Here is a 14,243-nt window from a genome sequence, read left to right on the forward strand (position 1 = left end):
TGGTTATCCTTTCTGGTTTTTCAATCGTTTCTTTTTCATTTTCTTTAATTGTTGTAACTCTTTGCGTTGCTCAAGCGTTAATTGTCTATTTTTCCAAGTGTAGCCGTTGGTCGTCCGGACAGATTTTCTCTGTCCGGGGAATCTTTCAAAGCTAGCCATTTTCCACCCCCAGAAACTTCCAGATGTCAGAAATTCTATAATAGATTTTCCTAGTATCTTCTAGCGGGGGCTGGTAGCGTCTTAGCCCAGCATCTTCCCACTTCTGGAGTGTCTTGTACTTTATATCTAGCTCGTCCATGACTTCCTGGGCTGAGATTAACCCTGTCAATCGTGGTTTGACTGTATCACGGCTTTTTAGATAACGCTCAATAGCTTCTAATATTTTTGTTTTGAGTTCCTCAATCATCTTTTCAAACATACTAGCACCCCCACGGTCTCACCCCTGCAAGCTGGATATAACGGCCATAATCAGGGTTTAAATCCTCGCTAGGTGTTTCTATCGTCTGTTTACTTTCTCGCTCAATTTGGGCGCTTTTTTTGCGATCTCGGTGGTTTAGATAAACCAGTAGGCCAATCAACACCACCATGAAGATAAATGCCTGTGTGTTGGTTAAATCTAGCTCGTTCATGTTATGCCCTCGCTTTGTAATTCTTGATGTAGTTCACTTGGTTTCTATGCTCCATCTTCAGGAAGTCGTCAACCTCTTCGGTGCTTACTTTACGATTTAAGAAGTCAACAATGAACTGAAAGAGGTTCGGGCGTTTCTCCTTGATTTCAGTCATTAGTTCATCAAATTCTGCTTGTGTCATGTTGTCTAGGTCTGTTGTCATTTCAATAGCCCTCTTTCTTTCAAATCCTTTATAATCAAGCTACGTAAATACGTCCAGATTGAAGCAGTTGTGTGATTGATCCCATTACTTAAATTGTTTTCTTTTATTGCTCGATCTAAGAAACTGAATAGCAACCAGTCAGGAGCTTCACCATGCATTTCTGTGCATTCATCGTCATATTTTTTTAATTCTCCAAGTAGGTTCTCAACATTCCTATTAAAGAAATCCTCATGACTCCCCTCTTGCTTTTTATATGCCTCAGATAATTTGTAAAACTGAATCCATAACTGACTAATTGCTGATCTACAATCTTCAGCAATTTCTGTTGCTCCATGGTGTTCCTTGGATAAATGCCACTCTGATAAAATATCTAGCTTTTCCTCTACAAGTCCCAGCTCTTTTTCAAAATCTTCAAAGTATGTATCCATGTTTTTTACCTCTGTTTCTATGTTTTTTTGTAATTGCCTTGATGGCCTTTTAATTGTCGTTTCCTATACAGTTAGATCCCCACGCTCAAAGTCGCCAATAGTTGAAAGCGTGAGAAAGTACCAGTTTAAAGAGTTAGAGCTCTCCATATGGTCAAAATGTCCTAAATATGCTATAATCTAGGTATAAATCTTTACTAAAACCCTTTTAATAACAGCTTGCCTGCTTTTTGTTAAATTCGTTTTAGTGTTAGTGTGAAAGGCTTTGCGGTGTGGTTATTGCTAAGCCTTTTTTGTTGCAATCACGCGCATTCTTTGCGTGTTTTTTTTATTTCTGAATGCCATAGATTTGATTTCTTGGTAACTCATATTTAAACCAATCATGGCTATGACCATGTCCTCAAATGCTTGGTACTGCTCCAGCTCGTCACTGGTCAAGCTATCAATGCCGTTATAGCCCCCACGCTCTTCCCTTAACTGCTTAGCGTTCCTGTCGGTTACTACCTTCAGTAGCAGGTTGTTCATGGTGCTATGCGCGTGCTTGGGTGCTTGTTCCCAGTTCTCAATGCTGTCATGCAAGGTTTTTCTTTTTGGCTTTTCTAGCGCCCTCTGCATACGAAACTTAGAAAGTTCCTCACGCATTTCAAAGAAGGCTTTGACTAGGTTGGTTTTGAAGTTGGCCACTTGCTCAGTATTTTTTAAGAATGTAACTAACAAGGTCGCTTGTTGCTCATTCAAAATATAGTCCTTGGTATTCTGGCCACTTTCCATAGCTTGGATTTTAAATCCAACCTTTCCGAACCGTTCAAACCTTGCTTGATGTTTGCGTATCGTCTTGGTTATTGTGTGATGTTGCAATCCCGTGCATTCTGCCACAATACTGCTCAGTGTATACGGCTCTTTCTTACCATCCATGTAGACTAGTTCCATTGTGGTTCTACCTCCTGCATGAATCTGGTTAGCTTGCTTGTCAGACGGCTCTTCTCGTCCATATTTTTAGCCTCTGCGATGGCTTTTGCTAGTGCATCGATATAATACCGCTCTGCCTCTGCCAACGTGTCAGGGGCTTTTATAGTGGTCTGTGGTTCTTCTACCAGTTCCCCAGCCATGTAGTAGCCATTTAGTCGGATTTCTTTCAGAATGTGCTTGATTACTTTTTTAAACTCTTTGGCTTTTGGTTTGGTTGACCGCATAAGCACCTCATAGAGTCCGTGCTCAGTTAAAAACCAGACTTGTTGACCACTACGAAAAGTCTTCGTAGTACCGTCTAAAGGCGTCCCTTTTACCTTTTCATCTTCATCAACTTTTCTTAACATTGCTTGTACATCATAATAGCCTTGTGATGTCTTAGTATAATCAATCATCTCAGCAATCGCCCTAGCTAAAAATAGCGGTTCCTGTTCACTGCCGTATATGTCCAATGGCTGACCGTGAATAATAGTAGTAGTGACAATCTGCAATAGTTGTCCTTGGTCTGTTGTCTCTTCAAAAATACTTACTTGTGTTGTCATGTCTTGCTTAACCTCTCTGTATAACTTGTTTAGTCTTTTTCTGCTTTCCTTGTTGGGCTTATGTTTGCCCTGTGCCCACTTGCCAACTGTTCGGGGGTCTATGCCTATTCGTTGGCCAATAGCTACCAAGTTCAGCCCGTGAGTGGTTCGCATTTCATCGATGACCCTCGTGTAGTTCCTCTTCATTGCTTGCCTGCCTTTCTTAATCTTCTGGTGTTAGTAGTTCGTCAATAGAAACACCTAGATAGTTAGCAATCTTTAGCAAGGTTTCAATATCTGGGCGCTTAGTACGCTCATAGTACAAAGCTATCAAAGTGCTTTTTGCGATACTTGTCGCCTTGTGTACGTCTGAAACCTTTTTTCGTTGTTTCGCTAAAAGAACACGAAAATTATTTTTCATATCCTAAACCCTCCTTTTTTGTATTTTTTGAAAAAATTGAAGCGTTACCGCTAAAATTATATCTCTGATTATACACTATATTTTTATCGTGTCAAGTAAAATAATAAAAAAACTTGAAAAATTTTAGTGCATAGGCTAAAATATTTTCAAGGAGGAGTTTTCTTATGCTTCGTAATAATTTAGCTAAATTGATGATTGATAGAGGTATCTCGGCAACTCAGTTATTTAATGACACTGGTATAGCACGCTCTACCATTTCAAAAATTTCAAATAATAATACAGATAAAATAAGCTTACAAACCATTGATAAAATTTGTAATTATCTAGAGGTTAGCCCTTCAGATTTTTTTGATTTTTGGCCTTATGATGTAAAGGTACAGTGTGGTTTTATAAATTTTGATTCTCTTGCTGAAGTAAAAGAGAAATGGAAGGCAATACCAGACTTTAAAGAACCTGCTTTTTTATTAATTGAGTTTACCAGAGGCAAAAATATAAAAAGAGTTCTTGAGTATAGATTTAATTACATAGAGGAATATGAACCAGGTATTCCATTTAACAATGGATATTTAGATAGTATTGTTCTAGATAATTCACCGTCAGAAACGAGTATTTTTGATAACATGCCTGTTCAATTTCAAAATGAATTAGTTGAAGAAATAAAAGAAAAACTATCTGAAACTTTTGATGTTATGCCGTTTTCCCCAACGATAGAGAATTTGGACCTATTCACCCTCAGCGGTCTGTTCTAAACCCACGCGCCACAATATAGAAAATCTTGTAAGAAAGGAAACGTATGGAAGATTTAAGTAAAAGATTAGTTAATAAAAGTATCGAAGCTTTTATTATGGGGCTTGAAATATATAACAAACCTACAATTAAGTACAGAATTGAGGGTTTTAGTTTTTTTATCTGTAACGCCTGGGAATTAATGCTAAAGGCTTATATCATTAATAATGATGGTGAAGAATCAATATATTTTAAGGATAGTAAGGATAGAACGATATCATTAGAAAATGCAGTTGAAACAGTATTTCCAGATAAACATGGATCATTACGAAAAAATCTAATTCGAATTATAGAACTTAGGAATACTAGTACCCACTTCATAACAGAAGATTATGAACATATCTATGCCCCATTATTTCAGGCATGTGTTTCTAATTATATTTCTAAAATGCAAGAGTTTCACAATGAGGATATCACAAAACAAATTGCACAAAATTTCTTGACTTTATCAGTCCGCATCGATCAACTTAATCAAGAAGAAATCAGGGCAAAATATTCCCCCAAAATGGCAGAACGCTTACTTTCTGAACAAGCTAAAATCGAAAGTGAAATATCTACTAGTAATTCCGACTATGCTGTTCCTGTTGAAACACGATTTTATATTACTAAACGAAAACAAGAGGCAGACTTGTTGGTTAAATTTGATAACACTGCTGAAACACCTATAGGTGTACTTAGAGAGGTTAAAGATCCAAATGCTATCTATCCATTAACTACTAGAGAAGTTATAAAAATTGTAAATAGACGTCTGAAATCTAAAGGTATTTTATTAACAAAAATAGTCGCTAAAGAAAAACAAAAAATGCCGTTTACAACAAACGACTTTCAACTTTTTAATACATTTTATGACGTTAAAACAAATGAACGCTATTGCTACCATTATAAAATCGGTAATCGATATAGCTACTCTCCAGTCCTCTGCGATTTTATAATTGAGGAAATCGAACGAAATCCTGAAACGTTCGTAGAAAACTTGAAAAAAAGACAAAAAAAATAAGATAACCCCAGGCATATGTGAATTCTCGTCCATCGACTTACTCCCCTTTGGGAACACAACGTTAATCCTTCGCAAGTTATCTTGTTAATTCTATTATACCACGCGCGTGGGAAATGTAAAGTGTTTTGTTAGCTAACTGGTAAACTAACTTTAGAAAAAAACTCTCAAAAAACACTGTAAAATAAGTGTTTTTACCACTTAACAATTAAGCATATAATTTACCGCCTGACTCTTTAAAATCGAATACAGGGCAATCTGTGAAGCCCTGACATGATTTAAACCACAATCTAAAACCTTTTTAATAATAGCTTGCCTGCTGATGTTTTTTAGAAAGGTTTAAAATCATGAAAATAACTGAAGTCAAAAAGAAAAACGGCACAATGGTATACCGTGCTAATGTATATCTAGGAATTGACCAGGTAACAGGAAAGAAAGTTAAAACTAAGGTAACAGGTCGGACACAAAAGGAAGTTAAGCAGAAAGCTACTCAAGAAAAAATTGCTTTTCAGAAAGACGGTTGTACTAGACAAAAAGCTAGTACCATAACAAGCTATCAAGAATTAGCCATTCTCTGGTGGGAAAGTTATAAAAATACTGTTAAGCCAAACACTCAAGGCAATGTTAGAAAGCTACTTGATAATCATATATTGCCTACTTTCGGGGCTTATAAGCTCGACAAGCTCACCGCTCCACTTATCCAGTCAATTATCAACAAACTTGCTGACAAGGCTAATAGAGGGGAAAAGGGGCTTTTCTACACTATGATATGATACACGCTTTAAACAAACGTATCTTACAGTATGGCGCAACCATGCAAGCGATACCGTCCAATCCTGCCCGTGATGTTGTTTTACCTCGTAACACTCAGAAAGCAAAACAACAAAAAGTAAAGCACTTTGAAAATCCAGAATTAAAAAAGTTTCTTGTTTATCTCGATAATTTAGATAGTCATAGATATCGTTATTACTATGAGGCAACGCTCTATAAGTTTCTATTGGCTACTGGTTGTCGTATCAACGAAGCTTTAGCCCTTTCCTGGTCTGATATAGATTTAGATAATGCCATTGTACACATCACCAAAACTCTAAATCGGGATCTAGAAATCAATAGCCCAAAATCTAAGGCTAGTTATCGGGATATAGATATAGATCAAGCGACTGTTAGCATGCTGAAACAGTACAAACTACGACAAACGAAAGAGGCCTGGAAGATAGGACAACGTGAAAGCGTGATATTTTCGAATTTCATTCATGAATATCCTTGCAGTTCAAAACTTAAAAGAAGATTGCTAACACATTTTAAGCGCGCTGATGTTCCTAACATTGGCTTTCACGGATTCCGTCATACTCACGCTAGTTTATTGCTTAACTCTGGCATTCCTTACAAGGAACTTCAGCACCGTTTAGGTCATTCTACTTTATCCATGACTATGGACATTTATAGCCACCTCTCAAAAGAGAACGCAAAAAAAGCAGTCTCATTCTACGAAACTGCACTAAAAGCACTATAAGGGGAGCAAAAAGGGGAGCAAATTCCAAAATCAACGGTTCAAGACAAAGTGAAAAGCCAATAACAACGGTGTTTTTGTAAGATTTTGTTTGAAAAAAGCCGATTTTGTAGTATAATAGTACGGTGTCAAAAATCACTGAAACACGGATTAGATTAGGAAAGGATCGGAGATATGAAACAAGTCTTTCTCTCAACAACAACTGAATTTAAAGAGATCGATACGCTCCAGCCGGGCACTTGGATCAATCTCGTCAATCCTACTCAAAGCGAATCGATGGAAATCGCCTCAGCCTTTGATATTGATATCGCCGATCTCCGTGCACCGCTCGATGCGGAAGAGATGTCACGTATCACCATCGAAGATGAGTACACCTTGATCATCGTGGACGTTCCCATTACTGAGGAAAGAAACAACCAGACCTACTACGTGACCATTCCCTTGGGGATTATCCTCACAGAAGAGGCTATTATTACCACTTGCTTGGAGCCTCTACCACTTCTTGATGTCTTTATCAATCGTAGGCTTCGAAATTTCTATACCTTCATGCGTTCGCGCTTCATCTTCCAAATCCTATACCGCAATGCGGAGATTTACCTAACTGCCCTCCGTTCGATTGAACGTAAGAGTGAGCAGATTGAGAGTCAACTTCACAAATCTACTCGAAACGAAGAATTGATCGAACTCATGGAGTTGGAAAAGACCATCGTCTACTTCAAAGCTTCTCTGAAGACAAATGAGCGCGTGATTAAAAAATTGACCAGCGCAACTAGCAATATCAAGAAATATCTCGAAGACGAAGACTTACTGGAAGATACCTTGATTGAAACGCAACAGGCCATCGAGATGGCGGATATCTATGGAAACGTCCTTCACTCTATGACAGAGACCTTCGCTTCTATCATTTCAAACAACCAGAACAATATCATGAAAACCTTGGCACTTGTGACCATCGTTATGTCTGTGCCGACCATGATTTTCTCAGCCTACGGAATGAACTTTAAGGATAATGAAATTCCTTTAAACGGAGAACCGCATGCTTTCTGGCTCATCGTCTTTATCGCCTTTGCTATGAGTGTTTCTCTCACTCTTTACCTCATCCATAAAAAATGGTTCTAAACAGGAGTTATTATGTCACAGATTGATTTAAAAGAATTAACCAAGAAAAACCAAGAATTTATCCACATTGCAACCCAGCAATTTCTAAAGGACGGAAAGACAGATGCTGAAATCAAGGCTATCCTTGAAGAAGTCATTCCTCATATCCTCGAAGAACAACCAAAAGGAGTGACTGCCCGCTCTATCTACGGAGCGCCAACTCACTGGGCTCACAGTTACACTGAAAAGGAGCAATACGAAAAAGAGCACCCAAAAGAGAATGAGGATCCAAAATTAATGATCATGGATTCAGCCCTCTTCATCACAGGATTGTTTGCCGTAGTCAGTGCCTTGATGAGTCTCTTTTCAAACCAACCAGTAGCCTATGGTTTGGTGACACTCCTCTGTGTAGGGGCTTTTGGTGGAGTAGCCTTCTATCTCCTCTACCACTTCATCTACCGTTACTACGGACCAGATACTGACCGTAGCCAACGCCCTCCATTCTGGAAATCACTTTTAGTCATGTTAGCGACTATGTTTGCTTGGGTCTTCATCCTCTTCTTGAGTAACTTCCTTCCACAAGCCATCAACATTAGTCTCCCACCACTTGTTTTGTTGGTAATCGGTGGAGCTCTCCTTGCCCTACGTTTCTACCTCAAAAAACGTTTCAACATCAAGAGTGCAAGTGCAGGACCTGCTAGATATTAAGATAAACAATAAAAGTAGTGTGTTTTGTAGACAGACTACTCTTTTTATAGTTCCAAATCATTTTTTGATTCTCCAAAGAAAAGTAGCTACATTTTCTAAAAACGTTCTAATGTAAAGTCTTTCCTTAGAATCCCGAGGTTTTTTCCTTGAATCCAAGCTGTTTTTCTGTTATACTAATAAAGCAATAAGGAGAAATATATATGACTAAACAGAGAATTAATCAAATTGTCGGTTCAATTGGTGCCTTTATCGGGATTATTGTATTTATAGCCTACATCCCCCAAATTTTTGCCAATTTACAAGGGAACAAAGCTCAACCATTCCAACCTTTATCAGCAGCTGTTTCTTGCTTAATCTGGGTCATTTATGGATGGACAAAAGAGCCTAAGAAAGACTGGATTCTAATCATTCCAAACTCGGCTGGGGTTATCCTTGGCGGACTGACCTTCCTTACTGCTCTATAAGAATGCAACTACTATAAAAAATGCAACCACATCGAGCGGTTGCTTTTTTGCTTACTTTTGTGATCTAAAAGCCTTTTTCTGATTCTAATTCTTGTTGTTTTCCCTCTTCTTTTGTGATACAATAGCATCAATTTATTTCTAGGAGGATGAGATATGATTTCTACTATTGGTATTGTTAGTTTGTCTAGTGGCATTATCGGAGAAGACTTTGTCAAACACGAAGTGGACTTGGGTATTCAACGTCTCAAGGATCTAGGACTCAATCCTATCTTTTTACCCCATTCGCTAAAAGGCTTAGACTTTATCAAAGAACATCCTGAAGCTCGTGCGGAGGATTTGATGCAGGCATTTTCTGATGAAAGCATCGACATGATTCTATGCGCCATTGGTGGAGACGATACCTATCGCTTGCTACCATACCTCTTTGAAAATGACCAACTACAAAAGGTTATCAAACCAAAGATTTTTCTCGGTTTCTCGGATACAACCATGAACCACCTCATGTTGCATAAGCTAGGGGTCAAGACTTTTTACGGCCAATCATTTCTAGCAGACATTTGTGAGTTAGACAAAGAAATGTTGCCATATAGCCTTCACTACTTTAAAGAATTGATTAAGACTGGAAAAATCTCAGAAATTCGACCTAGTAACGTTTGGTATGAGGAACGGACTGATTTTAGTCCCAAAGCCTTGGGAACACCTCGTATCAGCCATGCAAATACAGGTTTTGACTTGTTACAAGGCAATGCTCAGTTTGAGGGAGAAATCCTCGGTGGTTGTCTTGAGTCTCTCTATGATATATTTGACAATTCTCGATATGCAGACAGTACAGAACTCTGCCAAAAGCACAAACTCTTCCCTGACTTATCCGACTGGGAAGGAAAGATTCTATTGCTAGAAACAAGTGAAGAAAAACCTGAACCTGATGATTTCAAAAAAATGTTGCAGGCTTTAAAAGAAACGGGGATATTTGAGGTCGTCAATGGACTCTTGGTCGGAAAACCTATGGATGAAACCTTCTATGACGACTATAAGGAGGCTTTAATGGACACCATTGATAGCAATATCCCGATTATCTATAATCTAAACGTTGGCCATGCCACACCAAGAGCAATTGTTCCCTTTGGAGTCCACGCGTATGTAGATGCAACGGAGCAAGTCATTCGCTTTGACAGTAACAAAGAAAGCTGAGATGAATTTCTCAGCTTTTTCTCATTATCATTACTGGCATTTTCATCACATACTACTGATAGCTAAAATGATAAAGGAGAGGCTGTTCACTATCATATGGACGACCAAGGGATAGTAGATATTTTCTTTTTCTTTCACATAGATGATAGAAAAGGCTAAGCCTCCACCCAAGTAATAAATTGCATTGATCCACTCGGATAAATCCAAACTGTGCATATGGGTTAGGGCAAAGGCAAGTCCTACCAGAAGAATGCTCAGCCAACTTGGCAGACTTTTCTGCAAGTGATGCAATAAGAGCTGACGGAAAAAGAGTTCTTCCACCAAAGGTCCAATGATGCAGGCGAAAACCGCTATCAATAGTGGTTGCTCTTGAAAGGTACTTTGAATATTTGACTGGTTTAGACCTTGTCCGACCAGCCCGAAAAACTGCCTCAACAACTCTGATATAAATCCAAAGGCAACAGTCATCAGAATGAGAAAGAGCCATCCTGTTAAGACGCCAAAGAAGAATTTTCTTTTAGTTTTTCTAATCTCATTCCATTGTTGGATTAATCTATCCTTGAACAAGAAAGAGCCGTATAGTGCTAATACTACATAGACTAGATAATTTGCAATGGTAGACGGCATCAAGGAAGCCAACCATCTAACGCCATCAAACACAAAGAGAATGGTATAGAGGAGCCCAAAAATCAGAACTCCCTTATTTTTGTTAGACTTCATTTAAGACCCTTCCATTCACAAGCATTCTCATGGTCATCAACTAGCCCTGCAGCTTGTAGAAAGGATAAAACAGCGACTGGTCCTGTGAACTTGAAGCCACGTTTTTTGAGTTCCTTGGATATTTTTTCAGACAAAGGCGTTTTGGCTGGTGCTTGACTGTAGTCCGGGATATCATTAACGATGATTTTCCCATCTACAAAAGACCAGAGATAAGCATCAAAAGAGCCATACTCTTTCTGAACTTGTAGAAAGGCCTGGGCATTAGCTCGCGTCGCAAAAATCTTGGCGCGATGACGAATGATAGCTGGATTTTCTAACAAAGATTCCAGTTCTTCATCCGTCATGTCTGCAACAGCTTGAATTTGGTAACCATGAAAAACTTGACGGAAGGCTTGGCGTTTATTGAGTACCGTTTCCCAAGATAAGCCTGCCTGATAAGTCTCCATACAGAGCAACTCAAAAAGCGCTCGGTCATCATGGAGGGCCTGGCCCCATTCCTCATCGTGGTAGGCTACATATAGAGGGTTGTTCATTTTAACCCAGCCACAGCGTTTGGGCATAGGAACCTCCTATTTTACCAACATCTTAAGGGCAGACTTGATATAATTCTCTGCTGTATCAGTCGTTCCTTCAAAGAATTTCTTGATCTTCTTAAGCTCGGTCGCCTTGTAACCCAAGGCCAACATGGCTTCCATGGCTTCTTCCAATTCTTGGTTGTCGTTGCTAGATGGAGTAGCAGTCTTAGCAGGGAGGTCATCATCTGCCACAACCACCTTACCTTCTAGGTCCAAAACCATCTGTTGGGCTGTTTTCTTGCCGATCTTCGGAAACTTGGTCAAGTAGGTGATATTCTTGGTCTCGATGGCTTGAACGAGGCCTGCATTGTCATCAGCCGCGATAATAGCAAGAGCTGATACAGGACCAATGCCCGACACCGAAATCAAGCTGAGAAAGAGTTTTTTCTCGTCTTCTGAACGGAAACCGTAAAGGAGATGAGCGTCTTCGCGAACAACTTGATGCACATAGATTTGCGCTTCTTGATTGACTTGTCCTGAGTAAGCATAAGGATTGGCTACGTGTAAGATGTAGCCGATGCCGTTAGCTTCTAGAACGATGTATTTAGCAGTAATTTTGGTAATAATACCTTTTAAATATTCGTACATAATTTTTCCTTCAATTTATACTCAATGAAAATCAAAGAGTAAACTAGGAAGCTAACCGTAGGCATAACTTAAGTTTGACAAGGTAAGGCTGACGCAGTTTAAAGAGATTTTCGAAGAGTATTAGTATTTTCCTAGTTCTCGTAGACTGGTGTGATTTTCTTGAATGCGACGGAACATCTTTTCCATATCTGACTTGGTAAAATGCACCAAAACAGGACGTCCGTGCGGACAGTTATAAGGATTGTCGCATTGAGAGAGTTGATAAAGGAGCTGTCTGGCTGAGTGGTCATCGATACGATGGTTGGCCTTGATAGACCGCTTGCAGGACATCATGATGGCTAGCTCTGCTCGGTATTTCTTGATAGAAACTTCCTTAGTCAAGAGCAGCATATCGCACATTTCATAGATGCCAGACTCAATTTCTTCCTCTGCCATCCAAATAGGATGCTCACGCAGGATAAATTGATTTTCTCCGTACTCTGCTAGAAAGACGCCAACTTCCTCTAAAAGAGACATTCTTTCCTTGAGACGAAGGACATCATCTGCAGGGAATTCAAAGATGTAAGGTACTAGGAGTTGCTGCTGACTCTGGTCAACATTGCCAATGCTTTCACGGTACTCTTCATACTTAACCCGCTCCTGGGCCGCATGCTGGTCTATGATGTAAAGCCCATCTCGACCTTGGGCAAAGAGGTAGGTGCCGTGCATCTGCCCGAAAAATTCCAACTCTGGGAAACTTGAGGACTCTTCCCGCTCCAGCTTATCATAAGCCTTATCCAAACTAGCTAGATCTAACTCTGGATGGTCCAGTTGGTCGTAGCTGACCGATTTTCTCTCTGCAAAATGCAGTTTAGCTGACTTGGTCATCTGATCCAAGGTTTCCTTGGCAAACAAGGTCAAATCCTGTTTCTCTTCTGTCAAGTCTACTTGACTGTCTGAAACCTCAGCTGGAATAGAGCTTGTTGCTTCCGTTTGCTCGTAGTAGAGATTGTTTTCTTTAAGTGGGAGAATGGTTTGCTCTACTTTTTCACGATTACGAACCGTAGACTTAGCAAGATTTTCCAAGGCATCTGGAATCAAGGTCTGTTCCTTGAGACTCTTTGCGATAGCTTCTGAAACCAACGCCATCAATTCTCTTTCCTTAGAAATCCGCACTTCTTGCTTGGTTGGATGCACATTGACATCCGCTAGATAAGGATCGATCTGGATGTGAATAACAGCCAGCGGAAAACGCCCCACCATGAGCTTGCTACCGTAACCATCTAAAATAGCACGATTGAGCAGGAAATTTTTGATATAACGGCCATTGATAAAGAGGCTGATATAGTTGCGATTAGCCCGCGTCAATTCAGGCAATGAGACAAAGCCTGAAATTTCAAAATCTAGGTCAGAATTCTCAATTTCAACCATCTTTTTAGCACTAGCTAAACCATAAATCCCAGCAATAGCTTGGCGCAGTTGACCCGTACCAGCTGTTCGTGTCATCTCCTTGCCATCGCTAATCAGGCTAAAGGAAATCTCAGGATGGGCCAAGCCTAGACGATTGACGATATCGATGATATGAGACAACTCTGCCTGCTGGCTCTTCATATACTTTAGACGAGCTGGTGTGTTGAAAAAGAGATCCTCCACACAAACCTTGGTCCCCACAGGACTGGTCGCAGGCACAATTTCTTCTACTTCTCCCCCGCGAGCCACTAGCTTGGTCCCGTGACTTGCACCCTCTACTGCAGTCAAAAGAGTCAGAACACTGACAGAAGCGATAGAGGGCAGGGCTTCACCACGAAAACCGAGGGTCCGAATCCGAAAAAGATCAGCTTGATTCTTAATCTTGCTAGTCGCATGACGGCGGAGGGCCAACTCTACTTCATCGTGTGCAATCCCGTGACCATTATCGGTAATTTGGATTTTCTTAAGACCAGCTTCTTCAATCTCAACGATAATCTGGCTTGAGCCAGCATCGATAGCATTTTCAACCAACTCTTTAACTACGCTGGCAGGACGTTCGATAACTTCTCCTGCTGCAATTTGGTTGGCCAATACTTCTGGCAATTCAATAATATGAGACATTTTTCAGCCCCTTTCTTAACTATTTTTATCTATTTCTCTGAAAATAATACTCTTCAAAAATCAAATTCAAACCACGTCAGTCTCGCCTTGCCGTACTCGAGTACAGCCTTCGGCTAACTTCCTAGTTTGCTCTTTGATTTTCATTGAGTATAAGCTAGTGCTATTATACCATATTTCACTCGTTTCCAAAAAAGTCCGAGTAGCAACTTTCTTCCCGATTTTACTAGGTTATTTGCTAAGTTTGTGGTACAATAGGTAGAAACAATATTTTATAAAGGAGAAAAGACACATGCACATTTTTGATGAGCTAAAAGAGCGTGGTTTGATTTTTCAAACGACTGATGAAGAAGCTTTGCGTAAAGCCCTAGAAGA

General features: G+C 39.7%; 18 protein-coding genes and 2 pseudogenes. 8 read left to right on the forward strand and 12 right to left on the reverse strand.

From position 1 onward, the window contains the following. Positions 1 to 3: 3 nt before the first annotated feature. The 8 genes from E7C97_RS05230 to E7C97_RS05265 all read right to left on the reverse strand — a co-directional run bounded on the left by E7C97_RS05230 (position 4) and on the right by E7C97_RS05265 (position 3,167). Positions 4 to 159 (reverse strand): hypothetical protein, encoded by a 156-nt coding sequence (locus E7C97_RS05230; RefSeq protein ID WP_013903991.1) that lies wholly within the window; start codon positions 157 to 159, stop codon positions 4 to 6. Then, positions 152 to 418 carry an XRE family transcriptional regulator gene (locus E7C97_RS05235; protein ID WP_316108370.1) on the reverse strand — a complete coding sequence of 89 codons (267 nt, stop codon included), beginning with the start codon at positions 416 to 418 and terminating at the stop codon, positions 152 to 154. Before E7C97_RS05235 ends, E7C97_RS05230 begins: the two co-directional genes overlap by 8 nt. Before the next feature lies 1 nt (position 419). Continuing rightward, positions 420 to 629 (reverse strand): hypothetical protein, encoded by a 210-nt coding sequence (locus E7C97_RS05240; RefSeq protein ID WP_316108371.1) that lies wholly within the window; start codon positions 627 to 629, stop codon positions 420 to 422. A gap of 1 nt (position 630) precedes the next feature. Beyond that, positions 631 to 831: a hypothetical protein gene (locus E7C97_RS05245; RefSeq protein WP_316108372.1), complete on the reverse strand. Its 201-nt coding sequence runs from the start codon at positions 829 to 831 to the stop codon at positions 631 to 633. Beyond that, positions 828 to 1,259, reverse strand: coding sequence for a hypothetical protein (locus E7C97_RS05250; protein WP_316108373.1), 432 nt, complete (start codon positions 1,257 to 1,259; stop codon positions 828 to 830). Before E7C97_RS05250 ends, E7C97_RS05245 begins: the two co-directional genes overlap by 4 nt. Before the next feature lie 279 nt (positions 1,260 to 1,538). Then, the gene (locus E7C97_RS05255; protein WP_316108374.1) at positions 1,539 to 2,186 is read right to left on the reverse strand and encodes a Rha family transcriptional regulator; all 648 of its coding nucleotides are present in this window, start codon (positions 2,184 to 2,186) and stop codon (positions 1,539 to 1,541) included. Further along, a complete protein-coding gene (locus tag E7C97_RS05260) occupies positions 2,177 to 2,953 on the reverse strand; it encodes a BRO family protein (protein ID WP_316108375.1) in 777 nt (258 codons plus the stop codon). The genes E7C97_RS05255 and E7C97_RS05260 overlap by 10 nt, the downstream gene beginning before the upstream one ends. Before the next feature lie 16 nt (positions 2,954 to 2,969). Continuing rightward, positions 2,970 to 3,167 (reverse strand): helix-turn-helix transcriptional regulator, encoded by a 198-nt coding sequence (locus E7C97_RS05265; protein ID WP_017644139.1) that lies wholly within the window; start codon positions 3,165 to 3,167, stop codon positions 2,970 to 2,972. A 164-nt stretch (positions 3,168 to 3,331) separates the two neighbouring features. Between E7C97_RS05265 and E7C97_RS05270 the strand changes: the two genes are divergently transcribed. From E7C97_RS05270 to E7C97_RS05300, 7 genes and pseudogenes are all read left to right on the forward strand, one after another. Further along, positions 3,332 to 3,916, forward strand: a complete 585-nt coding sequence (locus E7C97_RS05270; protein ID WP_316108376.1) for a helix-turn-helix transcriptional regulator — start codon at positions 3,332 to 3,334, stop codon at positions 3,914 to 3,916. A gap of 44 nt (positions 3,917 to 3,960) precedes the next feature. Next, complete coding sequence (locus tag E7C97_RS05275) at positions 3,961 to 4,950, forward strand: DUF3644 domain-containing protein (RefSeq protein ID WP_316108377.1); 990 nt, start codon at positions 3,961 to 3,963, stop codon at positions 4,948 to 4,950. 344 nt (positions 4,951 to 5,294) lie between these two features. Next, positions 5,295 to 6,460, forward strand: a pseudogene (locus tag E7C97_RS05280) (tyrosine-type recombinase/integrase). A gap of 171 nt (positions 6,461 to 6,631) precedes the next feature. After that, complete coding sequence (locus E7C97_RS05285) at positions 6,632 to 7,576, forward strand: magnesium transporter CorA family protein (RefSeq protein WP_061863678.1); 945 nt, start codon at positions 6,632 to 6,634, stop codon at positions 7,574 to 7,576. A gap of 12 nt (positions 7,577 to 7,588) precedes the next feature. After that, complete coding sequence (locus E7C97_RS05290) at positions 7,589 to 8,263, forward strand: DUF1129 domain-containing protein (RefSeq protein WP_316108378.1); 675 nt, start codon at positions 7,589 to 7,591, stop codon at positions 8,261 to 8,263. Between the two features lie 200 nt (positions 8,264 to 8,463). Further along, positions 8,464 to 8,727: a SemiSWEET family transporter gene (locus E7C97_RS05295; RefSeq protein ID WP_004250486.1), complete on the forward strand. Its 264-nt coding sequence runs from the start codon at positions 8,464 to 8,466 to the stop codon at positions 8,725 to 8,727. A 153-nt stretch (positions 8,728 to 8,880) separates the two neighbouring features. Next, on the forward strand, positions 8,881 to 9,918 hold the full coding sequence (locus E7C97_RS05300) for an LD-carboxypeptidase (RefSeq protein ID WP_316108379.1): 1,038 nt from the start codon (positions 8,881 to 8,883) through the stop codon (positions 9,916 to 9,918). Positions 9,919 to 9,963: 45 nt separating this feature from the next. Here the strand turns inward: E7C97_RS05300 and E7C97_RS05305 are convergent, their stop codons facing one another. From E7C97_RS05305 to mutL, 4 genes are all read right to left on the reverse strand, one after another. Next, positions 9,964 to 10,638, reverse strand: coding sequence for a type II CAAX endopeptidase family protein (locus tag E7C97_RS05305; RefSeq protein WP_316108380.1), 675 nt, complete (start codon positions 10,636 to 10,638; stop codon positions 9,964 to 9,966). Beyond that, positions 10,635 to 11,198, reverse strand: coding sequence for a DNA-3-methyladenine glycosylase I (locus E7C97_RS05310; protein ID WP_316108381.1), 564 nt, complete (start codon positions 11,196 to 11,198; stop codon positions 10,635 to 10,637). Before E7C97_RS05310 ends, E7C97_RS05305 begins: the two co-directional genes overlap by 4 nt. A gap of 9 nt (positions 11,199 to 11,207) precedes the next feature. Next, positions 11,208 to 11,801, reverse strand: coding sequence for a Holliday junction branch migration protein RuvA (ruvA, locus tag E7C97_RS05315; protein WP_316108382.1), 594 nt, complete (start codon positions 11,799 to 11,801; stop codon positions 11,208 to 11,210). Positions 11,802 to 11,921: 120 nt separating this feature from the next. Continuing rightward, positions 11,922 to 13,871: a DNA mismatch repair endonuclease MutL gene (gene mutL, locus E7C97_RS05320; RefSeq protein ID WP_316108383.1), complete on the reverse strand. Its 1,950-nt coding sequence runs from the start codon at positions 13,869 to 13,871 to the stop codon at positions 11,922 to 11,924. A gap of 289 nt (positions 13,872 to 14,160) precedes the next feature. Here mutL and E7C97_RS05325 point away from each other — a divergent pair. Continuing rightward, positions 14,161 to 14,243, forward strand: a pseudogene (locus E7C97_RS05325) (tyrosine--tRNA ligase); the annotation flags it as partial.

It is taken from the genome of Streptococcus sp. (assembly GCF_032481935.1).
Classification (GTDB): domain Bacteria; phylum Bacillota; class Bacilli; order Lactobacillales; family Streptococcaceae; genus Streptococcus.